The sequence below is a fragment of the Pseudomonas fluorescens genome (genome assembly GCF_002022275.1).
Taxonomy (GTDB): Bacteria; Pseudomonadota; Gammaproteobacteria; order Pseudomonadales; family Pseudomonadaceae; genus Aquipseudomonas; species Aquipseudomonas fluorescens_AJ.
Map to the genome: position 1 here is coordinate 47,682 of NZ_MSDF01000027.1, position 25,125 is coordinate 72,806.

The following is a 25,125-nucleotide window of genomic DNA, read 5'->3' on the forward strand; positions in this document are numbered from 1 at the left end:
CTTTCTATTCCCTTCTTTGGTGCGTATTCCGATATGAGTTCCGCTCTGTCCATCCGGCAGCTAACCAAAACCTACGGCAACGGTTTCCAGGCCCTGAGTGGTATCGATCTGGACGTGGCCGAAGGTGACTTCTTCGCCTTGCTCGGCCCCAACGGCGCCGGCAAATCCACCACCATCGGCATTCTTTCGACCCTGGTCAACAAATCCAGCGGTTCGGTGAATATCTTTGGTCATGACCTGGACAAATCCCCGGCAGCGCTCAAGCGTTCCATCGGCGTGGTACCCCAGGAGTTCAACTTCAACCAGTTTGAAAAGACCTTCGACATCGTCGTGACCCAGGCTGGCTACTACGGCATTCCGGCGAAAGTCGCCAAGGAACGCGCCGAGCAGTACCTGGTGCAGTTGGGCCTGTGGGACAAGCGTGACGTGCCGTCTCGCTCGCTGTCCGGCGGCATGAAGCGTCGTCTGATGATTGCCCGCGCGCTGGTGCATGAACCGCGCTTGCTGATCCTCGATGAGCCAACGGCCGGTGTGGACATCGAACTGCGTCGTTCGATGTGGACCTTCCTCACCGAGCTGAACGAGAAGGGCATCACCATCATCCTCACCACCCACTACCTGGAAGAGGCTGAGCAGCTGTGCCGCAACATCGGCATCATCGACCACGGCACCATCGTCGAGAACACCAGCATGCGTAACCTGCTGGGCCAGTTGCATGTGGAAACCTTTTTGCTCGACCTTAAAAACAACTTGTCGGCGCCGCCGCAGTTGCTCGGTTACCCGAGCCGCTTGGTCGACAGCCACACGCTGGAAGTCCAGGTGGACAAAGCCATGGGCATCACCGCGCTGTTTACCCAGTTGGCGACTCAGAACATTGAAGTGTTGAGCCTGCGTAACAAAACCAATCGCCTTGAGGAGTTGTTCGTGTCCCTGGTGGAAAAAAATCTGGCGAAGGTGGCGGTATGAGTTCCGAACTGCAACCCAACCTCGTCGCGCTGCAAACCATCGTCTACCGCGAAGTGAAGCGGTTTACCCGGATCTGGCCGCAAACGCTGCTGCCGCCGGCGATCACTATGGTTCTGTACTTCGTTATCTTCGGTAACCTGATCGGCCGGCAGATCGGCGACATGGGTGGTTTCACCTACATGGAATACATCGTGCCGGGCCTGATCATGATGTCGGTGATCACCAACTCCTACGGCAACGTGGTGTCGAGCTTCTTCGGCAGCAAGTTCCAGCGTTCCATTGAGGAGCTGATGGTGTCGCCGGTGTCGCCGCACACGATTCTGATCGGCTACACCGCCGGTGGCGTGCTGCGAGGTTTGATGGTGGGTGTGATTGTGACCCTGCTGTCGCTGTTCTTCACCCACCTGCAGGTGCATCACCTGGGGGTCACCCTGCTGGTGGTGGTACTGACGGCGACGATCTTCTCGCTGCTGGGGTTTATCAACGCAGTGTTTGCACGCAATTTCGATGATATTTCGATTATCCCGACCTTCGTGCTGACGCCGCTGACCTACCTCGGCGGGGTGTTCTACTCAATCACCTTGCTGCCGCCGTTCTGGCAGACCGTGTCGCTGGCCAACCCAGTGCTGCATATGGTCAACGCCTTCCGTTACGGCATTCTGGGCGTATCGGATATCAAGATCAGCGTGGCGATCACCTTTATGCTGGTGGCCACTGTGGTGCTGTATATCGGTTGCGCGCGGTTGCTGGTGAGTGGGCGCGGGATGCGTACGTAAGCGCAGATCTGCCAAAAAAACGGCCTCCCTATGAGGCCGTTTTTTATTGAATGTGCCCGGGCAATGTGGGAGCTGGCTTGCCTGCGATGGCGGTGGTTCAGGCAACATAGCTACAACTGACAGACCGCTATCGCAGGCAAGCCAGCTCCCACATTTTTATTGTTGTCTGACCCTTAACCTCCCTGCTCAGGTTTTCAGCGCCAGCTCGATCAATTCGTGCAATTCCTCTACCGGCAGTTGCTCACTCGAAAACAGACTGCGATAGACCGTGGGCGCAGCAATCAGATTCAACAACCTGTCCACGGTCGGTCTCACATCAACGCTGCTTTGGTAACGGTCGAGAATAATCTGCAACTGCCCCATCAGGATCTGGCTGCAATAGTCCCTGGGGCGGCTGCACTGCACGTCGCGCATCATGTTGCGCCCAAGCTCCGAACTCATTTCGTCCAGGTATTGCTCGCCCCACGCGCGCAAGTCGCCGCGCAGGCTGCCGGTCTCGGCAGGCTCGCTCTCCGGGCGCAGGCGTTCCAGCGCCACGTCGGCGAGTAGCGCGGACAAGTCGCCCCAGCGGCGGTAGATGGTCGAGGGCGTAACCCCCGCGCGCGCAGCAATCATCGGCACGGTGACGCTGGAGCGCTCATGGGCTTCCAGCAGTTCGCGCGCTGCGTTGTGGACTGATTCCTGGACCCGGGCACTGCGGCCCCCCGGGCGTAGACCTTCTTTAATAGCCATGCCTAAAACCTTAACACAAAGAATTTGCTTTAAGCGCTTTCCAGTAGCACACTCAGCAAAAGCAAAACGTTAGCTTTAACGGAGTAAGCCATGCCCAGCGTCATTTCTCAACGGTCCAGCCTGGCGTTCCTGGTGATCACTGTGCTGACCTTTCTCGCTGCTTCCAGCGCGCCGACCCCGTTGTATCAGGTCTATCAGGACAACCTGCACTTCTCGGCCGCGATGCTTACGGTGATCTTCGGCGTCTACGCCGTGAGCCTGCTGGCGGCGCTGCTGACCGTGGGTTCACTGTCGGATTACCTGGGGCGCAAGCCGGTGATCTTCGTCGCCTTATTGCTCAACATCGTGGCGATGCTGCTGTTTATCAATGCTGACTCAACCGCGCACTTGATCGTCGCCCGTGCCTTGCAAGGCTTCGCCACCGGGATGGCGACGGCGGTGCTGAGCGCCACGCTGCTCGACACCGACCGTGTGCGCGGCCCGATGCTCAATAGCCTGGCGCCGCTGCTGGGCATGGCCAGCGGCGGTCTGGGCAGCGGCTTGCTGGTGGAGTACGCGCCACGGCCGACCCAGTTGATCTTCTTCACGATGCTCGGCTTGATGGTGCTGCAGGCGATCTATGTCTGGCGCCTGCCTGAAACCGTCAGCCGTATTCCGGGCGCCTTGAAATCGTTGGCGCCGACCCTGCATGTGCCGGAGCAGGCGCGCCGAGCCTTGTGGCTGGCCATGCCGCTGAATGTGGCGGTGTGGGCGCTGGGCGGGTTCTTTTCATCGTTGGCGCCGTCGCTGGTGAAGGCTGCCACCGGTTCGACGTCTCATCTGATCGGTGGAGGCCTGGTCGCCGTCGTAACCTTGAGCGGCGCGGTGACGATTTACAGCCTGCGCAACCGTCCGGCAGACAAGATCATGCGCCTGTCGGCCGCATTGTTGGCTGCGGGCGTGGCCTTGTTGCTGGTCGCCGTGCAGAGCGCCAGCCTGCCGCTGTTTTTTGTCGCCAGTGTGGTCGCGGGCTTTGGGTTTGGCGGCGGCTTCATGGGCAGCATTCGCAGTATCGTGGGGTTGGCGTTACCGCATGAGCGGGCCGGGTTAATGTCGGCTTTTTACGTGCTGAGTTACTTGGCGTTCTGCCTGCCGGCATTGTTGGCTGGAAATCTGAGCCGGGTTTTTGGCTTGATTGCGACCACTGACGGCTATGGCGCAGTGCTGATCCTGCTGGCCCTCGGTGCGCTTGGCGGCCTGCTGTTACAGGAGTCTGCGAAGGTCAAAACGGTGGTTTAAATCGTCTATATCGGCAAAACAGATAACAGTTAGAGATATTACCCGTTATATAGATATTCGATCCGGTTCTACCATGGTCTCAACCTCATGCGAGGAAGAGGATTGCCATCATGACCTGCTCGAATACCATCAGCTACAAACCTTTCAGTCACCTGGCCCGTCCCCGGGAAGTGATTCGCCAGTTCACCCCCAACTGGTTTGCCGCAACCATGGGCACCGGTGTGCTGGCGCTGGCCCTGGCGCAGTTGCCCATCAATCTGCCCGGCGTGCACGCCATTGCCGAAGGGCTGTGGTTTTTCACCATTGGCCTGTTTATATTGTTCAGCGTTCTCTATGCGGCGCGCTGGGTGATGTTCTTCCACGAGGCACGGCGGATCTTCGGCCACTCCACGGTTTCGATGTTTTTCGGCACCATCCCCATGGGCCTGGCGACCATTCTCAATGGCTTGCTGCTGTTCGGCCTGCCGCGCTGGGGCAGCGATGTGGTGCCGCTGGCCGAAGCCTTGTGGTGGCTGGACGTGGCAATGGCGCTGGCCTGCGGTGTGCTGATCCCGTTCATGATGTTCACCCGTCAGGAACACAGCATTGACCAGATGACGGCCGTGTGGCTGCTGCCCGTGGTTGCCGCCGAAGTCGCTGCTGCCAGCGGTGGCCTGCTCGCGCCGCACTTGGTAGACGCGCATTCGCAACTGGTGATGCTGGTGACCAGCTATGTGCTGTGGGCGTTTTCGCTGCCGGTGGCGTTCAGCATCCTGACCATCCTGATGCTGCGCATGGCCCTGCATAAACTGCCTCACGCCAATATGGCGGCGTCGAGCTGGCTGGCCCTGGGCCCGATCGGCACGGGGGCTCTGGGTATGTTGCTGCTGGGCGGTGATGCGCCTGCGATTTTTGCTGCCAACGGCCTGCCCGGCGTCGGCGAAATGGCCTACGGCCTGGGGCTGGTGGCGGGCATCACCCTGTGGGGCTTTGGCTTGTGGTGGATGTTGATCGCGGTGCTGATCACCCTGCGTTACCTGCGCGCAGGTATTCCCTTCAACCTCGGCTGGTGGGGGTTCACGTTCCCGTTGGGCGTGTATGCATTGGCCACGCTGAAGCTGGCGAGCGTGTTGCACTTGGGTTTCTTCAATGCTTTTGGCAGTGCGCTGGTGGTGGTCTTGGCGCTGATGTGGCTGATCGTGGCCAAGCGCACCGTGCAAGGCGCCTATAAAGGTGAGCTTTTTGTTTCACCTTGCATTGCAGGGCTAGCGAATAAGTAAGCAGGATTAGGTAAAGTCGTGGCCTGTCTTTTTATAAAAGCCTTCGGGCAATAATGCTATCAGGCCACGCAGGAACACGGACGATGAGCCACCCCTCACAATTCACCTTGCTGCGCACACGGCGCTTCCTGCCGTTTTTTGTCACCCAGTTGCTGGGTGCGTTCAACGACAACATCTTCAAGCAATCGCTGATCCTGGCGATTCTCTACAAACTCAGCATTGACGGTGACCGCTCCATTTGGGTCAACCTCTGTGCGCTGCTGTTTATCCTGCCGTTCTTCCTGTTCTCGGCGCTGGCCGGGCAGTTTGGCGAGAAATTCAACAAGGACGCCTTGATCCGCGCGATCAAGATCGGCGAGATCGTGATCATGGCCGTGGGCGCCACGGGCTTCCTGACAGACCACCTTGAACTGATGCTGCTGGCGCTGTTTGCCATGGGCACGCACTCGGCGCTGTTCGGCCCGGTGAAGTACTCGATCATGCCGCAAGCCCTGCACGAAGATGAGCTGGTCGGCGGCAACGGCCTGGTGGAGATGGGCACGTTTCTGGCGATTCTGGCGGGCACCATCGGCGCCGGGATCATGATGTCGTCGACTCATTACGCGCCGGTTGTTGCGGTGGCGATTGTCGGTGTGGCGCTGCTGGGCTACCTGGCCAGCCGCAGCATTCCACGTGCTGCCGCTTCGACGCCGGGGTTGCGGCTGAACTGGAATATTTTCAGCGAATCCTGGGCCACCTTGCGTCTGGGCCTGGGCCAAACGCCCGCGGTGTCGCGCTCGATCGTCGGCAACTCGTGGTTCTGGTTTGTCGGCGCGATCTACCTGACGCAAATCCCGGCCTACGCCAAGGAGTGGTTGTACGGCGACGAGACCGTGGTGACGCTGATTCTCACGGTGTTTTCGGTGGGCATCGCCTTGGGCTCGATGCTCTGCGAAAAGCTTTCCGGACGTAAGGTCGAAATCGGTCTGGTGCCGTTTGGCTCCTTTGGTTTGACCGTGTTCGGCCTGCTGCTGTGGTGGCACTCCGGCGGCTTCCCGCAAAACGTGCAGGCCAACGATTGGCTCGCGGTGCTCAGCTATGGCAAGGCCTGGTGGGTGCTGTTCGACATCCTCGGGCTGGGCGTTTTCGGCGGTTTCTATATCGTGCCGCTGTACGCGCTGATCCAGTCGCGCACCGCCGAAAACGAGCGCGCGCGGGTGATCGCGGCCAACAACATTCTCAACGCGCTATTTATGGTGGTCTCGGCCATCGTGTCGATCCTGCTGTTGAGCGTCGCCAAGCTGTCGATCCCCGAGTTGTTCCTGGTGGTGTCGCTGCTCAACATCGCGGTGAACACTTACATCTTCAAGATCGTCCCCGAGTTCACCATGCGTTTCATGATCTGGCTGCTCAGCCATTCCATGTACCGCGTGGAGCATCGCAACCTCGACGCCATTCCGGATGAGGGTGCGGCGTTGCTGGTGTGCAATCACGTGTCGTTTGTCGATGCGCTGTTGATCGGCGGCGCGGTGCGGCGGCCGATTCGCTTTGTCATGTACTACAAGATCTACCGTTTGCCGCTGCTCAATTTTATCTTCCGCACAGCCGGGGCGATTCCGATTGCCGGGCGCAACGAAGACATCCAGATCTACGAGAAGGCCTTTGCGCGGATTGCGCAGTACCTGAAGGAAGGGGAGTTGGTGTGCATCTTCCCTGAAGGCAAGTTGACGGCGGATGGCGAGATGAATGAGTTTCGCGGTGGCGTGACGCGCATTCTGGGAGAGACGCCGGTGCCGGTGATTCCGCTGGCGTTGCAGGGGTTGTGGGGGAGCTTTTTCAGCCGCGATCCGAACAAGGGCATTTTTCACCGAATCTGGTCGCGTGTGGTGTTGGTGGCGGGGGAGCCGGTTGCGGTAGAGGCCGCGACGCCTGAGCAGTTGCAGGTGGTGGTGGGTGGTTTGCGGGGGAGTGTCAGGTAGTTTTTTGCCGGCTTTGAGGGCCTTATCGCAGGCAAGCCAGCTCCCACAGTTGACCGAGTTGTTCAAGCGAACGAGGTCTAATGTGGGAGCTGGCTTGCCTGCGATAGCGGTACGGGTCTAAGCGCTGACCTTGAGCCCAATGAGCCCGCAAATAATCAACGCCACACTCGCCAACCGGAACAGCGCCATGGATTCCCCAAATAGGATAATCCCGGCAATCACTGTACCCACGGCACCCACACCGGTCCAAATCGCATAGGCCGTGCCCAGCGGCAGTTCTTTCATGGCCAACCCAAGCAAACCGAGGCTGATAGCCATGGCGGCAATGGTCAGAGCCGTGGGCAGGGGCTTGCTGAAACCGTCGGTGTACTTAAGGCCAACGGCCCAGCCAACTTCAAACAACCCGGCAAAAAACAGAATGATCCAGGACATGATGACCCTCCTTCCAGAAGTGGGGTCGTCCCCTGATTAAGCGCTTGAGAGCGTCGCGAGGTCGTCCCCGCGAAGCCCGGTAGAGTGCCGAATATGGATCAAGTGATCAAGTTTATGGCGTGGTTTCCAGTGCGCGGCGATCTTCCTTTTCGCTCATGCGACGGAAATAAGTCGACAGCAATGCCCCGGAAATATTGTGCCAAACACTGAAGAGCGCACTCGGCACCGCCGCCAGCGGCGAGAAGTGCGCACTGGCCAATGCGGCGCCCAGCCCGGAGTTTTGCATGCCCACTTCCAACGCCAGCGATTTGCGTTGCGCCAGCGGCAGTTTGAACAGCCGGCCGGTGAAGTAGCCCAGTAAGTAGCCGAAGCTGTTGTGCAGCATCACCACCGCCATGATCAGCAGGCCCGACTCGGCAATCTTCGCCTGGCTCGCTGCCACCACTGCCGCGACGATAATCACGATGCTCACCACCGACACCAATGGCAACACATCCACCGCATGGCGAACCCGCGCGCCCAGCACGCGTTGCGCGACCACGCCCAGTACGATTGGCAGCAGCACCACTTGCAGGATCGACCAGAACAGCTCCATGAACGACACCGGCAACCAGGCCGAAGCCAGCAGCCATATCAGCGCCGGCGTCAGCAGTGGTGCGAGGAGGGTCGTGACGGCGGCGATGGCCACCGACAGCGCCAGATCGCCCCGAGCCAGCCAGGTCATGACGTTGGACGAAGTGCCGCTTGGGCAGCAACCGACCAGGATCACACCGACGGCAATTTCCGGCGGCAAGTGAAAGGCCTGGCACAGCAACCAGGCCACGCCAGGCATGATCACGAAATGCGCGACCACGCCCAACGCCACGCGCCACGGATGGCGGGCGACTTCGGCGAAGTCTTCGAGTTTGAGGGTCAGCCCCATGCCGAACATTACCAGGCCCAACAACGGCACGATGGCGCCTTTGAGGCCGATGAACCAGCCGGGCTCAAGGAACGCGAGCACTGCGAAGATCAACACCCAGTAGGCGAAGGTATTGCCGACGAAGCGGCTCAAGGCGGCGAGTGCGCGCATGGGGGTGTCCTTGTTATTGGATTCTGGAAGTGCAAATACAATCAAATGTGAGAGCGGGCTTGTGTGGGAGCTGGCTTGCCTGCGATGCAGACACCTCGGTGAATCAGGGATACCCAGGTGAAGCTATCGCAGGCAAGCCAGCTCCCACACTGACCGTGCCCACAAAAGACTTGAGTTGCTTTAGATGCCTTGTGGTGTCTCTTCACCGCCCAGCGCTTCCACCAACGCCGGGATGAACTCGCCGAAGGTGAGCATCATCAAGGTAAAGCTGGCGTCCAGTTGGCCCAGCGCCTCGTCACCACCGTCCTGTTCCGCCTGATCCTGCAGCAGGTCTTCGAACTTCAGGCGCTTGACGGTCATCTTGTCGTCAAGCATGAAGGACAGCTTGTCCTGCCAGGCCAGCGACAGCTGAGTCACGACTTTGCCAGTGGTCAGGTGCAGCTGGATTTCTTCGCCGGTCAGGTCCTGGCGCTTGCAACGCACGATGCCGCCGTCTTCGTGGGTGTCACGCAGCTCGCACTCGTCGAGGACGAAGAAGTCATCGGCCGGTTTCTGGGTGGTGACCCAGTCGGTCATGATGGCGGTTGGCGCGGTTTTTACGGTGAGTGGGCGTACCGGCAAGGTGCCGATCACTTCACGCAGGGTGGAGAGCAGGTCTTCAGCGCGTTTCGGGCTGGCCGAGTTCACCAGGATCAGGCCCTGTTTCGGCGCGATGGCGGCGAAGGTCGAGGAGCGACGGATAAACGCGCGGGGCAGGAAGGCCTGGATGATTTCATCCTTGATCTGGTCGCGTTCTTTTTTATAGACCTTGCGCATTTGCTCGGCCTCAATCTCTTCGACTTTCTCTTTCAGTGCGTCACGCACCACGCTACCCGGCAGGATGCGTTCTTCCTTGCGCGCGGCGATCAGCAGGAAGTCGCCGCTGACGTGAACCAGGGGAGCGTCTTCACCTTTACCAAAAGGCGCGACGAAACCGTAAGTGGTCAACTCCTGGCTGGCACAAGGGCGCGCCAGTTTGGTGGCCATGGCCGCTTCCAACGCCTCGGCATCAACAGGCAGATCTTGGGTCAGGCGATAGATAAGCAGGTTCTTGAACCACATGGGGTGAGTCTCTCCTTTATACAAAGGGGGGCATTATTCTCTTGATCCGGGCTGAGGCCAACCCTGCCTAAGCCATTGGAAGGCCTCAAAAAAAAGATTTAAGAAAGTGCTTGCCAGACTTCAGGTCGCTCCGTAGAATGCGCGCCACACCGAAACGAAGGGTGATTAGCTCAGCTGGGAGAGCGTCTGCCTTACAAGCAGAATGTCGGCGGTTCGATCCCGTCATCACCCACCATTCGCTTCATGTGTTACGCGCAGCGGTAGTTCAGTCGGTTAGAATACCGGCCTGTCACGCCGGGGGTCGCGGGTTCGAGTCCCGTCCGCTGCGCCATATTCGGTAACCTGGAACACTGAACGCCAGGTCACCACAGAAAGCCCGCTCATCGAGCGGGCTTTTTTTCGTCTGCGATTTGTCGGTTTATCTTTTTCTTGCGGGGCTGGCGCGCCGCCAAGTGCTCGAAGCAGAACGAGGCGGTGCCGAACACGGCAATGATGGTCAGAACGAGCATGCCGAGCGTTGAACTCTCCACGGTGACTTCCTGCGCAGTGATGGGGTAGGCAGTCACGTTAGAGGCGGGGCGCAGGCCGCTCAATAGACCCGACGCGATCCTTACGGCGGCGGGTCTGTTTTTACGGACTCTTTATGGTGTGTTGCGGCTGTGCCGGTAATCGCTGACGGCTTCATACACGGCTTTGCGCAGCCGGTTGATGCCGCCAATCGGTCGATGCGCTTCCAGCCCGAACCAGGGGTTGAACGACTGGTTGTCGCACGCCAGGTTCAAGGCCGGGGTGTCGAAATCCTGGGCCGGAATTTTTACCTTGGCCACGGTTTCATACGGCGCATCGCTTTCCTTCCACTCAATGCTGGTGTCTTCGATCGGCATGAATTTTTGCGGGTTCTGGCGCTGAATCTGCAATACGAAACACGCCGGTACACGGTCAGTGGACAGTTGCTGGTTCAGGGCGCTGCGCAGGAAATTCGGCAGGTCTTCGTTCTGTTTGGGCAGCGCATATTCCGGGCAGCTCTGCGGGTCCGGGGCGACGCGGAACTTGGCGTTGGCCGTGCCGAACTTGTAGGGCGACACTGAGAAATAGGTCGTCTGCGTCGGACTGGCAGGGGCCGGTGCCAGGGTCGCCAGCGCAATAAACAAATGACGCACCTGCCAACTGCGCGGGTCAGCCTTGGGGAAGAACGCCAGGACTTTTTTGCCGTCTGCCTGTGCGCCAATGTTCTGCGCGTACTCCGCCACATCGCTGACAAAGAAGTTCGGATGGCTGAACATCACGAAGTCCTGCTCCGTGCGCGTCTGCTGGTCGGCCATTAGTTGCTTGTCCGGTACATCCAGCAGCTTGATCGCCATGCCGCGTGCATCGCGGATGCTGTCGAACTGCGGGTAGGCATTGCCGTTGGACAGCCGCATCATCGCCTGCCAGGTCTTGCCCGGCTCGGCGAACACGCCCTGGCGCAGAGCCGGGTCGAGGTCGGCCAGCACGCTGACCTCGGCTTTCACGCAGCCGTGGGCCTTGGCGTGGGCGTCGCGCAGGTAACGCGTGCCTTCACGGTGCTGATCGACGATGCGCACTGCCGTCTGGATGATGCCCTGGGTCATCGCCGATTCACCGGGCGGGATCTGTTCGTTCGGCGACACCGGGCCGCTGTGCTGCCAGGCGAACCACGCGCTGGCCGCGAGCCATCCCAGTAAACCCAGGCCTGCCAGCCACAGCAACGTCTTGCCGAGAAACTTGCCCAGGCCCAGCCAGAAGCGTGCGAGGAGGGAGCGTTCGTTGTATCGGGAACGGATAATCATGGCAGTTGTTGCTCCAGCGGGCCGCCCAGCACTTTGAGGTATTCCAGCAGCGCCCAGCGTTCCTGCGGCAGCAAGCTGCGGCCGATCACGCCATTGCCACGCTTGCCGGCACGGAATTCGTGGCCGCTGTTGTGGTTGCCGGTGATTGTGGTATCGAACAAAAAGGCGTTCTTGAACGCGACGCTCTGGAAGCCCAGGTGGCGCGGGTCGTAGTCGAAGGTGCCTTTGTAGAAGGTGGTGCTGCGCTCGTCTTGGGGCGAGAGCAGTTGGTAGAGTGTCGGCACCGAACCGTTGTGCAAGAACGGCGGAGTAGCCCAGATGCCGGCCAGTGGCCGCGCCTTATAGGCGCGCAGTTCGCGTACGCCGATGGGCAAGCCATAGCCGTCCAGGCGCGGACGTTCAGCCGGGGTGACGCCGGCGGCGCGGTAGGCGTGTTCTTCCACGAATGCGGTGACGTAAGCCAGGCCCTTGGCCACCGACATTTTCTTCAGGTCCAGAGGTTCGGTGGGCGTCGGGTGCAGTTCGACGTTGAGTTTGGCCAACTCGGCCGGGTCCCACTGCAGGGCGCTCAGGTCATAACGCTGGTCGGCGATGTTGCTGGCGGCATTGGGGTCGGTGCCGATGTAGTCCACCGGAAGCATTTTCAGTTGCTGCACCGGGCGGCCGTTTTCCTGGGTGACGCTGGGTACGTGGCAGCCGGCGCAGTTCTCGGCAAATAACGCGCGGCCTCTGGCGGCGAGGGGTTTATCGACGGCGCCGAACAGGTCTTCGGGCCAGGTCGGCGGTTTGAGGCGTTGCAGGGTTTCTTCGATCAGGTTGAGGTCACGCACGCGCACGCTGGACGGGTAGCGCGCGTCGCCTTGCAGGGGCTGGCCGGCGCTGTCGAAGAAGACCAGCGTGGCGCCGACGCCGAGGGCTTCGCCGATGTTGCGCGCCATGGGTTGCTGCGCCGAGCCGTTCCATTGCACCCAGTCGAAGGTCCAGATATCCCACAGCTGCGGGTAGTCCACCGGTGCATTGGCGACGCGATAATTGTCCGGGGAGATCGCGTCGCCGAAGCTGGCGTTGGCGATGCGGCCGAATGCGTCGGTGCGGCCCGGGCCTTCTTCGGTGGGGTAGAGGCCGCGGTGGGTGTCGTTCCAGGCGACTTTGAGGAATTGGTTCAGCGACTGCTTGAAGTCCTGGCGCAGTTGACTGTGTTCGGCATCGTAGCGATCGCCGAGGACCTCACGCGCGAAGCGCTCGAATTTCCACGGGTTGTAGTAGGTGGCGGCAAGGCTGGCGACTAACGCCTGGCCGAAACTGCCGCCGCGCAGCGTGGGCACGCTGGAAGGCAGCACATGCTGGGCCGAGCCGCCGTCGATGCGCAGGGCCTGACCTTTGAAATGCAACTCGCCGGTGTGGCAGGCGGCGCAGGTGATGTCGAGGTATTCGACCGGGCTGCCGGCATTCTGATGCCGTGCGAAACCTACGGGCAGGTTACCGGGGTTTTGCGTGGTGGGGACTTGCTTGGGATCGACCAGGAAACCGAAGCGTGCGAGGTATTCCGGCGTGGCGAAACGCTGCTCGGAAAACGGCAGCTCCAGGTTGGTAAACCAGTCGTAATGCAGGCCTTTTACCTGAGTGCCTTGGGGCGTGAAGTAATAGGTCTGGCGGTCGGCGGCACTCCATTGATCCTGGTAATGCACCTGCTCTACCGGTACGTAGTCCGGCAGCTTGGGGTTGAGGGTGTAATAGAGCACAACGGCCAGAAGCAGGCCCAGGGCTATGAGTATCAGCAGTAATACACGGGAAAAAATACGCAAGATGGCTATCCTTGTCTCGGCCTTGTCGAGTTGTTGCATTCTTATGCCATTGCGCCACAGGTGCGGCAAGTGGCCAGTAAGTGGGTGGTAAGAGGTCCCGCGATCCGTCGCGGGCCCCCATCATGAATGAAATTGCTTTTAAACACGTGAACTTATCAGAAGTTTCCCCCTCAGATGCCGGTAGCCATTGGTCGTGGCCGCCTGATAAGCTCGCGACTTTACTCGAATGCCCTTTTGGCGCACGAACAAGGAAATAGCATGAAACAGCATCGGTTGGCGGCGGCGGTGGCCCTGGTTAGCCTGGTACTTGCGGGTTGTGATTCGCAAACCAGCGTAGAGCTGAAAACCCCGGCGCAGAAAGCTTCCTACGGCATTGGCCTGAACATGGGCAAAAGCCTGGCTCAGGAAGGCATGGATGACCTGGACTCCAAAGCGGTAGCCCAAGGCATCGAAGATGCCGTCGGCAAGAAAGAACAGAAGCTGAAAGACGACGAGTTGGTTGAAGCGTTTGCCGCACTGCAGAAGCGTGCAGAAGAACGCATGACCAAAATGAGCGAAGAGTCGGCAACCGCCGGCAAGAAATTCCTCGAAGACAACGCCAAGAAAGACGGCGTAGTCACCACTGCTTCCGGTCTGCAGTACAAGATCGTGAAGAAAGCCGACGGCGCTCAGCCCAAGCCTACCGACGTAGTGACTGTTCACTACACCGGCAAGCTCACCAACGGCACCACCTTTGACAGCTCCGTGGATCGCGGTAGCCCGATTGACCTGCCGGTCAGCGGCGTGATTCCGGGTTGGGTCGAAGGCCTGCAACTGATGCACGTTGGCGAGAAGGTAGAGTTGTACATCCCGTCCGACCTGGCCTACGGCGCGCAGAGCCCGAGCCCGGCGATTCCAGCCAACTCCGTGCTGGTATTCGACCTGGAACTGCTGGCGATCAAGGACCCGGCCAAGGCTGAAGCCCCTGACGCACCGGCTGCACCTGCTGCCAAGAAGTAATCAGCGTCTGAACACACACACAACGCCCCGTTTCGACGGGGCGTTGTTGTTTCTGCATCTTTCAGATTGTGGCCTTGGCAAATCCGATCGAACATCCCCAGCCTGCCACAGTCTGATATAACACCTGAGTACGGGTAGCCGCACATCCACGCCAAGTCAATGAAATCTTGGGTTTTTTTTATGTGCGCAAAAAATGCCCGATCTGACTGCAAGCCTTGTAGTCCGTGGCTTTCAGCCATGAAAAAAGGCTCTGTTCACAAGGTTATCCACAATTTGTGTGGATAACCTTTCTGTCGTATGGAACTGGAGTGACGAATGAAACCACCCTTCAATTTCACCCGTTTCCTGCCCATGGCCGCGCGCTTGCTCGGCCGTGGCCGTTTGCCAACATTGTTGTTCGCCGTCGCTGCCAAAGGCTCAAGCCAGGGCAACCGCCTGGGCAAACTCAAGGATGATCTCAAATTGCTCCAGGCCCTGTGCCTGGCCTACTGGCGCGGAGAGTACCGGGCGATCAGTCCCAAGGCGTTGATTTCGGTAGTGGCGGGGCTCATGTACTTTCTGAGCCCGATCGACGCGATCCCGGACTTTATTCCCGTGTTCGGCATGCTCGATGACATCGCCGTACTGGCATGGGTCATGAAGACCCTGGACGGCGAGCTGAGCGCCTTTCGCGCCTGGCGCGACGCCCAACGCCCGGAAAAACTCGCAGTGGTTGAGCGGCTGCCAGCGACGCCTGCATTGCTGGCTGAGGAAAACCCGCAAAAAAACTGATCACACGTATATCCCCCTGCGACCTTTGTGGCTGTTAGGATTACACTTCTAAGGAAAGAACTTACTTAGTAAGTGTTGTTATCCTACGGGGCAGACATGGATATTCAGATCATTTCACGCGATGGCGAACCCGAGTACGCGGTGTTGCCATGGGACCAGTACCAGGCGCTACTAAAAGCAGCCGGTCAGCAGCAGCCCACTCTTGCACCTTCTCCCGCCGTCACTGCCGCCCCTGAACAAGGTTTGCGCCCGCTCGCAGACCTGCGCGGCCTGCGCGAGGCCAAGGGCCTGGCCATCGAGACCCTGGCCCGCACCGTGGGCATCAGCCCCTCGTATCTTGGATTGATCGAAAGTGGTGAGCGCCAGCCGGATGCCGCGATACGCCGCAGCCTGGCCTGGGAATTGGGCGTGGCAGGTTGGAGGGATGAATCTTGAGCCTACGTATCAGCCGTCAACATTGGGATGGGTTAATCAACGAATTGGACCAGGCGCGCCGCCAGCGCCATCTGCTGACCTACCGTGCGCTGCTGGAGCGCCTGCAATTTCCCACGCCGGCGATGCAGACCCTGGCCGCCGCGCTTGAACACTTGGCTGCGCTTGACGCCAAGGCCGAGCAGCCGTTGCGCAGCTCGCTGGTGATCAGCCAAGGCGCGAGCCGCTTGCCGCGTACCGGTTTTTTTGAGTGTGTGGAGCGCCTTGGGCGCTTCAGCGGGCCGTCCGATGGCGTGGCCGCCGCGTCCTGGCATGCTTCGGAAGTGGTGCGGGTGTTCGAATACGAGTACCCGGAATCAGCCGAGGCTTAAAGCGCCTGGGACAGCATGTCCATGCTGTCGATCACATGGATGCTATAGCCGGCGACGTCCTTGGCATGATGCTTGGCCTGCGAGGCCAATTCGGCCAGCTGGCTGGCGTCGAGTTGTCCACAGGCCTGTGGATATAAATGCACCACGCCAATCGACAGCGACAGCAGCGCAAACTCCTGACGCACGCCCTGGCGGTTCAACGCCACGAAACAGCCGGCATCGAGGTGTTCGGCGCGGTAGAAGCGTCGGCATTGGGTGTGGAAATCATCGAGTAACTGGTTGAGACGCTTGCGCCAGTCTTGCGGGCCGAGCACCAGTAAAAAGTCATCACCGCCGATGTGCCCGACGAAGTCGCGGCTGGGATCGACCCGATCGTTCAGGCACTGCGCCAGACACAGCAACACCTCATCCCCACGGCCATAGCCGTAGATATCGTTGAATGGCTTGAAGCTGTCGATATCCACATAGCAGATCACCGACTCGCGCTGTTGCTGCAACAACCGCGTCAGGCACTGCTGGATCGGCACGTTGCCCGGTAGCAAGGTCAGCGGATTGGCATAGCGCGCCTGTTGGATTTTCAGCTCGGTGATCAGCTTGAGCACGTCGATTACCCGGCCCAGTCCCAAATAATCGCCGTTGAGCGTAATGATGAAGTCTTCCTCGATCCGCTGCCGCGCCCGGCTGGTCAGCAGGCGACTGACTTGCTGCAGCGACTGGCTCAACTCCACGGCCAGGAAGTCATCACTCATCAAGCGGCTGATCGGCTTGCGCGCGAACAAATCCGTGGCAAATGGCTTGAGCAGCGCATCGGACAACGAATGCCGATGCACAATGCCCACGGGGTGGCCGCGCCTATCCAGCACCGCCAGCGAGTTGAGGTTGGCCTGGCGGCGAAACGATTCCAGCACCTGGGCGGTGGCAGTGTCCTGGTCCACCGCCGGTTGTTCGTTGAGCAGAGCGCTGAGGTCGCTGGCTTCTTCATTGAGGGCGATGTTGGCGTTGTCCGGTTTGGGCAGCATCAGGCGTGCTTCCTGCGGCGGCTGTTCCTGCGGGCGACACAGCAAGTAACCCTGAACCAGATCGACGCCCATCTCCGTCAACACCGCCAGCTCTTCCGGCAGTTCGATGCCCTCCGCAATCACCTGCGCCCGGGAGGCCTTGGCGATTTGCAGGATCGAGCCGACGAATTCGCGCTTGAGCGCATCCTGATGGATGCCATCGATAAAGTGTCGGTCGATCTTCACGTAATCCGGGCGTAGCTCCGACCATAACCGCAAGCTGGAATAACCGGCGCCCAAGTCGTCCAGTGCGATGGCGAAACCCATGTCGCGGTAGTGGTGCAGGGCTGTTTGCAGCAGGTCAAAATCATCGGTGGGGGTTTGCTCGGTGAGTTCGATCACCACCTGGCTCGGCGGAATGCCGAAGTCGCGCAGCAGTTGCAGGGTGCGCCCCGGTTGGTGCGCGGTCTCCATCAGGGATTCCGGCGAGATATTCAGAAAGAGTTTGCCCGGCAATTTCTGTTCGCTGAAGCGTCGGCATGCGCTCTCGCGGCAGGCCATTTCCAGCTCGCTGAGGCGCCCGGCGTGGCTGGCTACGGAAAACAGGGCGACGGGGGAGTGCAGCGGGCTGTTGGAGGGCCCACGGCTTAAGGCTTCGTAGCCGAGGATGCGCCGTTCGGACAGGCAAATGATCGGTTGGAACAGGCTGTGCAAACTGCCTTGAGCCAGGATTGAGCCCAATGCATTCAGCTGTTCGGTCATGGTCATGGCGATCTCGATCGAAAAAAAAGGACCGCAGGCGGTGAGCCTGCGGTCCTTCATTTCACGACAGAATGATGTCTATATGATGACACTCTGGGGAGTGATCACATTAAATTGCCATCATTTACTGCTTGGCCACCTGCTTGCTGATTTTCAGGTAGTCCAGCAGCGTGCGGCCTGTTTCAGCCAGGTAAGCGTCGTCTTCCGGTTTGACTTTTTCCGGTTCGGCCGCCAGTGCATCGTCGTCTTCTTTCTTCAGTTCCTTGAGTGGATCTTCGCCCTTGGCTTTGCGGCGAATATTTTCCAGCACCAGTTGCTGATTCTCGATATCGGCGTGCTGCTTACGGCGATCCGCTTCGTTGAGACTGACGGTTTTCTCTTCCATCAGCTTCTTGGCCAGGGCCAGCTTGTCGCGGATAAACACGAACTCGGCATCCTTGGCGGAGCGAGCATCATGGTCAGCCTTCAGCTGTGCCAGGAACGGCTTGAACGGATCCGACGCAGGCTTGATCGCAGGGCGGATGGTGTCCCACGGCATGGCTTCCGGCAGGGCGCTCTCGCCGATTTCCTTGGTGTCGATGATCGACGGGAAGTCGACATCCGGCAGCACGCCCTGGTGTTGGGTGCTCTGCCCGGAAACCCGATAGAACTTGGCGATGGTCAGCTTCAGTTCGCCATGGTTCAGCGGCTGAATGGTCTGCACGGTGCCTTTACCGAAGGTCTGGCCGCCGATGATCAACGCGCGGTGGTAGTCCTGCATGGCGCCGGCGAAAATCTCCGAGGCCGACGCCGAGAGGCGGTTGACCAGCAATGCCATTGGCCCTTTATAGAAAGCCCCCGGGTTTTCGTCTTCCAGCACGTCGACACGGCCGTCAGCGTTGCGTACCAACACGGTCGGGCCTTTGTCGATAAACAGGCTGGTCAGCTCGGTGGCTTCCTGCAGGGAACCGCCGCCGTTGTTGCGCAGGTCGATGACCACGCCGTCAACTTTGTCTTTCTGCAGCTCGGTCAGGATTTTCTTGACGTCACGGGTGGTGGACTTGTAGTCCGGATCACCGGCACGGAACGCCTTGAAGTCCAGATAGAAAGCCGGGATGACAACAACGCCCAGCTTGTAGTCCTTGCCATCCTGCTTGAGGTTGAGGATCTGCTTCTGCACGGCCTGATCTTCAAGCTTCACCGCTTCGCGAGTAATCGAAACGATTTTGCTGGTCTGATCGTTCGGTGCGTTGGTGTGCGGAATCACTTCCAGGCGCACCACACTGCCTTTCGGGCCGCGGATCAGCTTGACCACTTCGTCCAGGCGCCAGCCGACGACATCGACCATCTCTTTGTCGCCCTGGGCCACGCCGATGATCTTGTCAGCCGGAGCAACCTGCTTGGTCTTGTCTGCCGGACCTGCCGGCACCAGACGCACGATCTTCACCTGGTCGTTGTCGCTTTGCAGGACGGCACCGATGCCTTCCAGCGACAGACTCATGTTGATATCAAAGTTTTCCGCGTTATCCGGCGACAGATAATTGGTGTGCGGGTCGTAGGACATCGCGAAGGTGTTGATGTAAGCCTGGAAGATATCTTCGGCACGGGTCTGATCCAGACGTGCCAGCTGATTCTTGTAGCGCTTGGTCAGCAGTTCTTGAATGGCCTTCGGCTCTTTGCCGGCGATCTTCAAGCGCAGCACTTCGTCCTTGACGCGTTTGCGCCACAGGTCGTCGAGCGCGGCGGTGCTGGTCAGCCAAGGCGCGTCCTTGCGGTCCACCAGAAGGGTTTCCTTCTGGGTGAAGTCGAGCTTGTCGACGCCTTTGTCCAGCTCACCCAGGGCGAAGTCCAGACGCGCTTTGACGCGGTCCAGGTAACGCTTGTAGATGGTGAAAGCGGGCTGCAGGTCGCCGCTTTTAAGGAAGTCGTCGAACTGGGTCTTCCACTTGTCGAACTCAGCGATATCGCTGGCCAGGAAGTAGCTGCGCGACGGATCCAGCAGCTTGAGGTAGCTGTCGTAGATGATCACCGAGCGCGCGTCGTCCAGCGGCGGCTTGCTGTAGTGATGGCGCTTGAGCAACTCGACAACGTTAAGGCTGGCAATCACCTCATCGCGATCAGGCTGAAGGTTGTCCCAGCTGTTGGCTGCGAACGTATTGGTCGACGTCGACGCGAAGCCGAGACCAATGAAAAGAGCGAGGGCGGTGCTTGGGAACAAATGCTTCATGCTGATTCGACGCGGGGGCAATTGATAACGCATATTAGGCCGTCTTTGAGGGAGCCGGTTCCATATGGTCCGGTCGCATAATGCAAAAAGCCCGGCGCTACAGCTACGGGCTCAGTCCAGACTCACTATGGAGGCACTGTGAAAGCATTGCAAGGCGTTGACGGTCACGTGGAGTGGTTGGATGAAACCCGTCCTACCTGCGATGTAGGCCAAGTTCGCATTCGTGTGGCGGCAGCCGGCCTCAATCGCGCCGATTTATTGCAACGTTCGGGGCTCTATCCGCCACCGCCGGGCGCCAGCCAGGTGCTGGGGCTGGAGTGCTCGGGCGTGATCAGCGAGGTCGGCGCGGGTTCGTCCTGGCAAGTCGGCGATCGGGTCTGCGCGCTGCTCGCCGGTGGCGGCATGGCCGAAGAAGTGGTGGTGGACGCGCGCCACGTGCTGCCCGTGCCGGAAGGCTTGTCGCTGATTGAAGCGGCAGCATTGCCTGAGGTGTACAGCACCGCGTGGCTCAACCTGTTCCAACTGGCAGGTCTCAAACCCGGTGAGAAGGTGTTGCTGCATGCCGGCGCCAGCGGCGTCGGGTCGGCGGCGATCCAGTTGTGCAAGGCGTTTGGCAGCCCGTGCTGGGTCAGCGTCGGTTCGGCGGAACGCCTGGTGTACTGCGAAGCGCTGGGCGCGCAAGGCGGCGTGGTACGCACTGACGGCATCGAAGGGTTGCGCGATTTCGGCCCGTTCGATGTGATCCTCGACCCGGTGGGTGGCAACTACGCGGCCCTGGACCTCAAGCTGTTGGCCCTGGATGGACGCTGGGTGTTGATCGGTTTGATGGGCGGGCGCGATGCGCAACTGGATCTGGCGCAGGTGTTGGGCAAGCGCATTCAACTACTGGGTTCAACCCTGCGCAGCCGCAGTGATCAGTTCAAGGCGGACTTGTTCAGTGATCTGAGCCAGCATGTGTGGCCGCTGTTTGTCGAAGGACGCTTGAGCCCGCAATTGGCCAAGACCTTCCCGATCAAGGATGCCGAGGCAGCGTTTGCCGAGCTGGCGACCAACCAGATTTCCGGGAAGCTGGTGTTGGTGATTGACGAGAGCCTGGTCTGATCTCAAGTTGAAATGCAGTCAATGTGGGAGCTGGCTTGCCTGCGATGGCAGTGTATCAGTGAAGAATGTTTCATCTGAAACATCGCCATCGCAGGCAAGCCAGCTCCCACATTTTTGATCTCTGTTGAATCAGGTCCAGTGGTGGATCGGCCAACCGGCCTGTTCTGCGTGGGCACGCAGCACGGGATCGGGATTTACCACCTGCGGATGATCCACCTTCAGCAGCAACGGCAAATCATTGCGCGAATCCGAGTAGAAATACGCACCTTCCAGCGTTTCGACTTCCTGCTCCAGCCACGCCAGCAAGCGTGTGATCTTGCCTTCGCGATATGTCAGTACACCCACGGTATGCCCGCTGTATACGCCATGACTGACGTCCAGATCAATTCCCAGCACCTCATCGATACCGATGCGCGCCGCAATCGGCTTGACCAAATGTGTGCCCGACGCAGAAATCACCAGAATCCGGTCGCCGTTCGCGCGATGTCGGGCGATGGTTTTGGTCGCGTCGCTGTAGATCAGCGGCTCAATCACGTCCTCTACCCACGGTTCTACCAAGTGTTCGATTTCTTCCGGCGTACGGCCGATCATCGGCTCCAGGCTGAAGTCCATGAAGTCTTCCATGGCCAGCTTGCCCTGGCTGTAAGCCGCCATCAGCTCATCGTTCTTGCGCATGAAGGACTCGCCATCCACCCAGCCCAGGCGACCCATTTGCTCGCTCCACAGGGTGGCGCAGTCGCCGTGAATCAGGGTGTCGTCCAGATCAAAAATTACCAGTGCCATCAGTCATATGTCCTCTATATACACAGCGGCCTCAGGCTACTTCACACAGGGCGCTGGGGTCGATGGAAAGTGCCAGGCGTTGGCCGTCCGGGTGCAAATCGTCGGCCGAGCGGTTGAGCACATCGACCACCAGTTCCACGCCGCGTGCTTCGATGCGGTAGCGAATCACGTTGCCCAGCAGGCTGTGGCTGCGCACCACTGCGTCGAGGTCGCCGCTGCGGCTCAGTTCGATGGCTTCCGGGCGAATCGCGATACGCCCGCTGATCGGGCGTTGCAGCAGTTGAGTGGCCTTGTCGGCGTCGAGCAGGTTGTAGTTGCCGATAAAGCCCGCGGCAAACACATCCACCGGCGCGGTGTAGAGCGTTTCGGCATCGCCACTCTGCACGATCTTGCCCTGATTCATCAGGAAGATGCGGTCCGACATGGTCAGCGCTTCTTCCTGGTCATGGGTCACGAAAATCGTGGTCAGCCCCAGCTCGCGCTGGATCTGGCGGATCTGTTCGCGCAGGTGTTTGCGAATCCGTGCATCCAGCGCCGACAGCGGCTCATCGAGCAGCAACAGGCGCGGGCGGGTCACCAGGGAGCGGGCAAGCGCCACGCGCTGGCACTGGCCGCCGGACATCTGGTGCGGATAGCGCCCGGCCAGGTCCTTGAGTTCCACCAGTTGCAGCACTTCCTGCACGCGCTTGTGACTGTCGTCGGCATTGACCTTTTGCATGCGCAGGCCGAAGGCAACGTTCTGTTCAACGGTCATGTTGGGGAACAGCGCGTAGCTCTGGAACACCATGCCGATGTGACGCTTCTGCGGGCTCAGCGGGACAATGTCCTGCCCGTCCAGAAGAATTTTCCCACTGTCCACCGGCGTCAGGCCGGCGATGCAGCGCAGCAGCGTGGACTTGCCGCAACCGGACGGGCCGAGCAGGGTGACGAATTCGCCCTTGGCGATCTCGCAGTTGATGTCACTGAACACCGGGGTGCCGGCGTAGCCTTTTTGCAGGTGTTGGACGCTGACGAAGCTCATTGGCTTTTGTCCTTGTTCAAGATGTTGGCGGCCCAGGTCAGCACCAGCACAAAGAAGAAATAGGAAATCACGATGGCACTGGTGAAGTGGCCACTCGTGTTGCGCATGTTGTTGAGGTACACCTGCAGGGTTTCGTAGCGAGTGCCCACCAGGATGTTGGCGAATACAAACTCGCCGAACAGGAACGAGAACGACAGCAGCAGCGCCACCATCAGGCCTTTGCGCAGGTTGGGCAGCACCACGAAGATTGCCGCCTGCCAGGTACTGGCGCCGAGCAGCTGTGAGGCGTCCATCAAGTCACGCAGGTTGATGGCTTGCAGGTTGTTGGTGATCGCGCGGTACATGAACGGCAGCGCCACGGTGAAGTAGCAGCCGATCAAAATCCACGGCGTGCCCACCATCGCCAGTGGCCCGGAACCGTAGAGTTGCAGCAAACCCACCGACGACACCACCGGCGGCACCGCGAAGGGCAGCAGGATCAGAATGTTCATCAGCGCATCGAGCCGTGGGAAGTGGTAATGCACCACGAACAGCAGCGGCAGGATCAACACCACCGACAGGATCAGCGCACCCACGCACACCAGCAGCGATTGGCCGAACGCCGCGAGAAAACGCGGGTCGCTCCACAGCTGCACATACCATTTCACGGTAAACCCGGCTGGCAGCACAGTGGCCGACCAACTGCTGGCAATGGAGTAGACAAAGGTGCCGACCAGCGGCAATACCAAAATCGCAAACAACAGATACACCACTACCCGATGGTAGAGGGAGGCCGGGCCGGCTTCAGCGCGAGACATGGTAGCTCCTCTTGAGCAGCAGTTGATGGACCACGGTGACCACGGTCATCAGCGCCACCAGCACCACGGCCAGGGCACTGGCCATGTTCGGGTCCAGGGAAATGTCGCCGGAGACCATCGCCGCGATACGAATCGGCAGCACGTTGAAGTTGCCGGTCGTCAGCGCGTACACCGTGGCGTAGGCGCCGAGGGCGTTGGCCAGCAGGATGACGAAGGTGCCGAGCAGCGCAGGGGTGAGCACCGGCAGGCCGATGTGCCGCCAGAACTGCCAACCGTTGGCGCCGAGCAGCGAGGCCGATTCTCGCCAGTCTTCACGCAGCGCGTCGAAGGCGGGGTAGAGCAGCAGCACGCCCAACGGGATCTGGAAGTAGGTGTAGAGAATGATCAGGCCGGTCTTGGAGTACAGGTTGAAGTCCTGAATGATCCCGGCCTGCTTGAGCATGATCGTGATGCTGCCGTTGAAGCCCAGCAGGATGATGAATGCGAAGGCCAAAGGCACGCCGGCAAAGTTGCTGGTCATGTTGGCAAACGCGGTCACGAAATTGCGCAATCGCCCATCCACGCGGCGCAGCGAATAGCTGCCGAGCACCGAGATGATGATCCCGAACACGCTGGAATAGAAGCTGATCTCCAGGCTGTACTGGATGGCCTGCAAGTAGAACTTCGAGCTGAAGATCTTGGTGAAGTTGGCCACGCCCCAGCCGGCATCTTCCGATTGCAGGCTATTGATCAGCACCCACACCAGTGGGGCGATTTCAAACACGATAAAGAACAGCGCAAAGGGCACCAGGCACAAAATCGCCAGCCACTTGCCACGGGTTAAGGAATTCACTTCAACAGCTCCCGGCATACAGGTTTGTCGTGGGGCACACCGAGCAGTTCGCAGACGGTGCCGCACAGTTGGGTTTGCTCAGGTCTGGCAGAAGGATCGAAGCTGAAGGCCGAACCCAACACGAACAGCGGCACTTCGCGTTCTTCCGGCAGCACGCCGTTGTGCGAGCGATCGTTGTTCATGCCGTGGTCGGCGGTCACCAGCACCTGGTAACCGGCGTCGAGCCAGCCTTGCAGGTAGTCGGCGAGGATGATGTCGGCCGAACGCGCGCTGTTGCGGTATTGCGGCGTGTCGAGGCCATGCTTGTGGCCGGCGTCATCGATGTTCATCGGGTGCACCACCAGAAAATTCGGCGCGTGTTTGCGGCGCAGGCTTTCGGCGTCGGCAAACAGGTGGGAATCGGGGTAGTGGTCATTCCAGTAGAAATGCCCGTGCTGGATCGGCAGCGCCTTGTCGTCGGTATGACGATCTCGCGCGGCTATAAAGGGCGTGCGGTTATACAACTCGCTGACCCAGTGATAAGCCGCCGCCGCAGTGGTGAGACCTGCGTCGGTGGCGTAATGGAAAATGCTGCGCTGATTGGACAGGCGCGAGACATTGTTGTGGACGATGCCGCTGTCGATCGGTGGCACGCCGGTGAGGATGCATTCATACAAAGGCCGCGAGAGGGATGGCAGTTCACAGTCCAGTTTGTAAAGCGCTGCGCGTCCTGCGCCGATGTAGGCCTGGAGATGGCCCATGGCATGCCGGGCAACCTCGTAGTTCAGGCCGTCGAGCACCACAAGGATGACGTTGTGCTTCATAGGGGCTGGGGCTCCGCAGCAAATGGGCTTGACACATTTATTTGGTTGAAACGGGACCAACT

Annotated in this window: 24 protein-coding genes and 2 tRNA genes; 12 read left to right on the forward strand and 14 right to left on the reverse strand. The window is 59.8% G+C overall.

Annotated elements, in window-relative coordinates:
- The first annotated feature begins 33 nt into the window (after positions 1-33).
- Together BFW87_RS21115 and BFW87_RS21120 are read left to right on the forward strand one after the other, a co-directional pair.
- Complete coding sequence (locus BFW87_RS21115; RefSeq protein WP_078741656.1) at positions 34-966, forward strand: ABC transporter ATP-binding protein; 933 nt, start codon at positions 34-36, stop codon at positions 964-966.
- Complete coding sequence (locus BFW87_RS21120) at positions 963-1,742, forward strand: ABC transporter permease (protein ID WP_078741657.1); 780 nt, start codon at positions 963-965, stop codon at positions 1,740-1,742. The genes BFW87_RS21115 and BFW87_RS21120 overlap by 4 nt, the downstream gene beginning before the upstream one ends.
- A 186-nt stretch (positions 1,743-1,928) precedes the next feature.
- On the opposite strand, the gene BFW87_RS21125 is transcribed toward BFW87_RS21120, so the two are convergent.
- Positions 1,929-2,474 carry a TetR/AcrR family transcriptional regulator gene (locus BFW87_RS21125; protein ID WP_078741658.1) on the reverse strand — a complete coding sequence of 182 codons (546 nt, stop codon included), beginning with the start codon at positions 2,472-2,474 and terminating at the stop codon, positions 1,929-1,931.
- Positions 2,475-2,564: 90 nt separating this feature from the next.
- Here BFW87_RS21125 and BFW87_RS21130 point away from each other — a divergent pair, with 90 nt between their 5' ends.
- The 3 genes from BFW87_RS21130 to BFW87_RS21140 all read left to right on the forward strand — a co-directional run bounded on the left by BFW87_RS21130 (position 2,565) and on the right by BFW87_RS21140 (position 6,969).
- The gene (locus tag BFW87_RS21130) at positions 2,565-3,752 is read left to right on the forward strand and encodes an MFS transporter (RefSeq protein ID WP_078741659.1); all 1,188 of its coding nucleotides are present in this window, start codon (positions 2,565-2,567) and stop codon (positions 3,750-3,752) included.
- A gap of 110 nt (positions 3,753-3,862) precedes the next feature.
- Positions 3,863-5,011, forward strand: a complete 1,149-nt coding sequence (locus BFW87_RS21135) for a TDT family transporter (RefSeq protein ID WP_078741660.1) — start codon at positions 3,863-3,865, stop codon at positions 5,009-5,011.
- Between the two features lie 83 nt (positions 5,012-5,094).
- Complete coding sequence (locus BFW87_RS21140; protein ID WP_078741661.1) at positions 5,095-6,969, forward strand: MFS transporter; 1,875 nt, start codon at positions 5,095-5,097, stop codon at positions 6,967-6,969.
- A 117-nt stretch (positions 6,970-7,086) separates the two neighbouring features.
- Here BFW87_RS21140 and sugE read toward each other — a convergent pair whose 3' ends face one another.
- The 3 genes from sugE to rdgC form a co-directional block, all read right to left on the reverse strand.
- Entirely contained in the window at positions 7,087-7,401 is a 315-nt protein-coding gene (sugE, locus tag BFW87_RS21145) for a quaternary ammonium compound efflux SMR transporter SugE (protein ID WP_078741662.1), read from the reverse strand.
- A 112-nt stretch (positions 7,402-7,513) separates the two neighbouring features.
- Positions 7,514-8,473: a bile acid:sodium symporter family protein gene (locus BFW87_RS21150; RefSeq protein WP_078741663.1), complete on the reverse strand. Its 960-nt coding sequence runs from the start codon at positions 8,471-8,473 to the stop codon at positions 7,514-7,516.
- Positions 8,474-8,653: 180 nt separating this feature from the next.
- Positions 8,654-9,574 carry a recombination-associated protein RdgC gene (gene rdgC, locus BFW87_RS21155; protein ID WP_078741664.1) on the reverse strand — a complete coding sequence of 307 codons (921 nt, stop codon included), beginning with the start codon at positions 9,572-9,574 and terminating at the stop codon, positions 8,654-8,656.
- Between the two features lie 159 nt (positions 9,575-9,733).
- Between rdgC and BFW87_RS21160 the strand changes: the two genes are divergently transcribed.
- Together BFW87_RS21160 and BFW87_RS21165 are read left to right on the forward strand one after the other, a co-directional pair.
- Positions 9,734-9,809: transfer RNA gene (locus tag BFW87_RS21160), tRNA-Val, on the forward strand.
- 19 nt (positions 9,810-9,828) lie between these two features.
- Positions 9,829-9,905, forward strand: a tRNA-Asp gene (locus BFW87_RS21165).
- A 49-nt stretch (positions 9,906-9,954) separates the two neighbouring features.
- Here the strand turns inward: BFW87_RS21165 and BFW87_RS32025 are convergent.
- The 3 genes from BFW87_RS32025 to BFW87_RS21180 form a co-directional block, all read right to left on the reverse strand.
- Positions 9,955-10,104 carry a hypothetical protein gene (locus BFW87_RS32025; RefSeq protein ID WP_176159796.1) on the reverse strand — a complete coding sequence of 50 codons (150 nt, stop codon included), beginning with the start codon at positions 10,102-10,104 and terminating at the stop codon, positions 9,955-9,957.
- A gap of 111 nt (positions 10,105-10,215) precedes the next feature.
- Positions 10,216-11,382, reverse strand: a complete 1,167-nt coding sequence (locus BFW87_RS21175; RefSeq protein WP_078741666.1) for a catalase family protein — start codon at positions 11,380-11,382, stop codon at positions 10,216-10,218.
- On the reverse strand, positions 11,379-13,187 hold the full coding sequence (locus tag BFW87_RS21180) for a di-heme-cytochrome C peroxidase (protein ID WP_078741667.1): 1,809 nt from the start codon (positions 13,185-13,187) through the stop codon (positions 11,379-11,381). Before BFW87_RS21180 ends, BFW87_RS21175 begins: the two co-directional genes overlap by 4 nt.
- Before the next feature lie 258 nt (positions 13,188-13,445).
- Here BFW87_RS21180 and BFW87_RS21185 point away from each other — a divergent pair, with 258 nt between their 5' ends.
- From BFW87_RS21185 to BFW87_RS21200, 4 genes are all read left to right on the forward strand, one after another.
- Positions 13,446-14,186 carry an FKBP-type peptidyl-prolyl cis-trans isomerase gene (locus tag BFW87_RS21185; protein ID WP_078741668.1) on the forward strand — a complete coding sequence of 247 codons (741 nt, stop codon included), beginning with the start codon at positions 13,446-13,448 and terminating at the stop codon, positions 14,184-14,186.
- A gap of 315 nt (positions 14,187-14,501) precedes the next feature.
- Positions 14,502-14,957: a YkvA family protein gene (locus tag BFW87_RS21190; protein ID WP_058420139.1), complete on the forward strand. Its 456-nt coding sequence runs from the start codon at positions 14,502-14,504 to the stop codon at positions 14,955-14,957.
- 96 nt (positions 14,958-15,053) lie between these two features.
- The gene (locus BFW87_RS21195; RefSeq protein WP_078741669.1) at positions 15,054-15,392 is read left to right on the forward strand and encodes a helix-turn-helix domain-containing protein; all 339 of its coding nucleotides are present in this window, start codon (positions 15,054-15,056) and stop codon (positions 15,390-15,392) included.
- Positions 15,389-15,760 (forward strand): hypothetical protein, encoded by a 372-nt coding sequence (locus BFW87_RS21200; protein ID WP_003190138.1) that lies wholly within the window; start codon positions 15,389-15,391, stop codon positions 15,758-15,760. Before BFW87_RS21195 ends, BFW87_RS21200 begins: the two co-directional genes overlap by 4 nt.
- Here the strand turns inward: BFW87_RS21200 and BFW87_RS21205 are convergent.
- Both BFW87_RS21205 and BFW87_RS21210 read right to left on the reverse strand, forming a co-directional pair.
- Positions 15,757-17,526, reverse strand: a complete 1,770-nt coding sequence (locus BFW87_RS21205) for a bifunctional diguanylate cyclase/phosphodiesterase (protein WP_078741707.1) — start codon at positions 17,524-17,526, stop codon at positions 15,757-15,759. The two genes, BFW87_RS21200 and BFW87_RS21205, sit on opposite strands and share 4 nt — an antisense overlap.
- Before the next feature lie 118 nt (positions 17,527-17,644).
- The gene (locus tag BFW87_RS21210; RefSeq protein ID WP_176159797.1) at positions 17,645-19,726 is read right to left on the reverse strand and encodes a carboxy terminal-processing peptidase; all 2,082 of its coding nucleotides are present in this window, start codon (positions 19,724-19,726) and stop codon (positions 17,645-17,647) included.
- Positions 19,727-19,864: 138 nt separating this feature from the next.
- On the opposite strand from BFW87_RS21210, the gene BFW87_RS21215 reads away from it, so the two are divergent.
- Positions 19,865-20,827 (forward strand): zinc-binding dehydrogenase, encoded by a 963-nt coding sequence (locus BFW87_RS21215; RefSeq protein WP_078741671.1) that lies wholly within the window; start codon positions 19,865-19,867, stop codon positions 20,825-20,827.
- 129 nt (positions 20,828-20,956) lie between these two features.
- Here the strand turns inward: BFW87_RS21215 and BFW87_RS21220 are convergent, their stop codons facing one another.
- The 5 genes from BFW87_RS21220 to BFW87_RS21240 are packed head-to-tail and all read right to left on the reverse strand — an operon-like array spanning position 20,957 to position 25,063.
- Positions 20,957-21,610, reverse strand: a complete 654-nt coding sequence (locus BFW87_RS21220; RefSeq protein WP_078741672.1) for an HAD family hydrolase — start codon at positions 21,608-21,610, stop codon at positions 20,957-20,959.
- A gap of 31 nt (positions 21,611-21,641) precedes the next feature.
- Positions 21,642-22,631: an ABC transporter ATP-binding protein gene (locus BFW87_RS21225; protein WP_078741673.1), complete on the reverse strand. Its 990-nt coding sequence runs from the start codon at positions 22,629-22,631 to the stop codon at positions 21,642-21,644.
- Positions 22,628-23,428 (reverse strand): ABC transporter permease, encoded by an 801-nt coding sequence (locus BFW87_RS21230; RefSeq protein WP_078741674.1) that lies wholly within the window; start codon positions 23,426-23,428, stop codon positions 22,628-22,630. Before BFW87_RS21230 ends, BFW87_RS21225 begins: the two co-directional genes overlap by 4 nt.
- Positions 23,415-24,278, reverse strand: coding sequence for an ABC transporter permease (locus tag BFW87_RS21235; RefSeq protein ID WP_176159798.1), 864 nt, complete (start codon positions 24,276-24,278; stop codon positions 23,415-23,417). The genes BFW87_RS21230 and BFW87_RS21235 overlap by 14 nt, the downstream gene beginning before the upstream one ends.
- Complete coding sequence (locus BFW87_RS21240) at positions 24,257-25,063, reverse strand: alkaline phosphatase family protein (protein ID WP_078741676.1); 807 nt, start codon at positions 25,061-25,063, stop codon at positions 24,257-24,259. Before BFW87_RS21240 ends, BFW87_RS21235 begins: the two co-directional genes overlap by 22 nt.
- Positions 25,064-25,125 lie beyond the last annotated feature (62 nt).

What these genes read in the sequence shown, in the direction of transcription:
- BFW87_RS21115 (WP_078741656.1), top strand. Translation starts at nt 34, where the DNA reads ATGAGTTCCGCTCTGTCCATCCGGCAGCTAACCAAAACCTACGGCAAC.
- BFW87_RS21120 (WP_078741657.1), top strand. Translation starts at nt 963, where the DNA reads ATGAGTTCCGAACTGCAACCCAACCTCGTCGCGCTGCAAACCATCGTC.
- BFW87_RS21125 (WP_078741658.1), bottom strand. Translation starts at nt 2,474, where the DNA reads ATGGCTATTAAAGAAGGTCTACGCCCGGGGGGCCGCAGTGCCCGGGTC.
- BFW87_RS21130 (WP_078741659.1), top strand. Translation starts at nt 2,565, where the DNA reads ATGCCCAGCGTCATTTCTCAACGGTCCAGCCTGGCGTTCCTGGTGATC.
- BFW87_RS21135 (WP_078741660.1), top strand. Translation starts at nt 3,863, where the DNA reads ATGACCTGCTCGAATACCATCAGCTACAAACCTTTCAGTCACCTGGCC.
- BFW87_RS21140 (WP_078741661.1), top strand. Translation starts at nt 5,095, where the DNA reads ATGAGCCACCCCTCACAATTCACCTTGCTGCGCACACGGCGCTTCCTG.
- sugE (WP_078741662.1), bottom strand. Translation starts at nt 7,401, where the DNA reads ATGTCCTGGATCATTCTGTTTTTTGCCGGGTTGTTTGAAGTTGGCTGG.
- BFW87_RS21150 (WP_078741663.1), bottom strand. Translation starts at nt 8,473, where the DNA reads ATGCGCGCACTCGCCGCCTTGAGCCGCTTCGTCGGCAATACCTTCGCC.
- rdgC (WP_078741664.1), bottom strand. Translation starts at nt 9,574, where the DNA reads ATGTGGTTCAAGAACCTGCTTATCTATCGCCTGACCCAAGATCTGCCT.
- BFW87_RS21175 (WP_078741666.1), bottom strand. Translation starts at nt 11,382, where the DNA reads ATGATTATCCGTTCCCGATACAACGAACGCTCCCTCCTCGCACGCTTC.
- BFW87_RS21185 (WP_078741668.1), top strand. Translation starts at nt 13,446, where the DNA reads ATGAAACAGCATCGGTTGGCGGCGGCGGTGGCCCTGGTTAGCCTGGTA.
- BFW87_RS21190 (WP_058420139.1), top strand. Translation starts at nt 14,502, where the DNA reads ATGAAACCACCCTTCAATTTCACCCGTTTCCTGCCCATGGCCGCGCGC.
- BFW87_RS21195 (WP_078741669.1), top strand. Translation starts at nt 15,054, where the DNA reads ATGGATATTCAGATCATTTCACGCGATGGCGAACCCGAGTACGCGGTG.
- BFW87_RS21205 (WP_078741707.1), bottom strand. Translation starts at nt 17,526, where the DNA reads ATGACCATGACCGAACAGCTGAATGCATTGGGCTCAATCCTGGCTCAA.
- BFW87_RS21210 (WP_176159797.1), bottom strand. Translation starts at nt 19,726, where the DNA reads ATGAAGCATTTGTTCCCAAGCACCGCCCTCGCTCTTTTCATTGGTCTC.
- BFW87_RS21220 (WP_078741672.1), bottom strand. Translation starts at nt 21,610, where the DNA reads ATGGCACTGGTAATTTTTGATCTGGACGACACCCTGATTCACGGCGAC.
- BFW87_RS21225 (WP_078741673.1), bottom strand. Translation starts at nt 22,631, where the DNA reads ATGAGCTTCGTCAGCGTCCAACACCTGCAAAAAGGCTACGCCGGCACC.
- BFW87_RS21230 (WP_078741674.1), bottom strand. Translation starts at nt 23,428, where the DNA reads ATGTCTCGCGCTGAAGCCGGCCCGGCCTCCCTCTACCATCGGGTAGTG.
- BFW87_RS21235 (WP_176159798.1), bottom strand. Translation starts at nt 24,278, where the DNA reads ATGCCGGGAGCTGTTGAAGTGAATTCCTTAACCCGTGGCAAGTGGCTG.
- BFW87_RS21240 (WP_078741676.1), bottom strand. Translation starts at nt 25,063, where the DNA reads ATGAAGCACAACGTCATCCTTGTGGTGCTCGACGGCCTGAACTACGAG.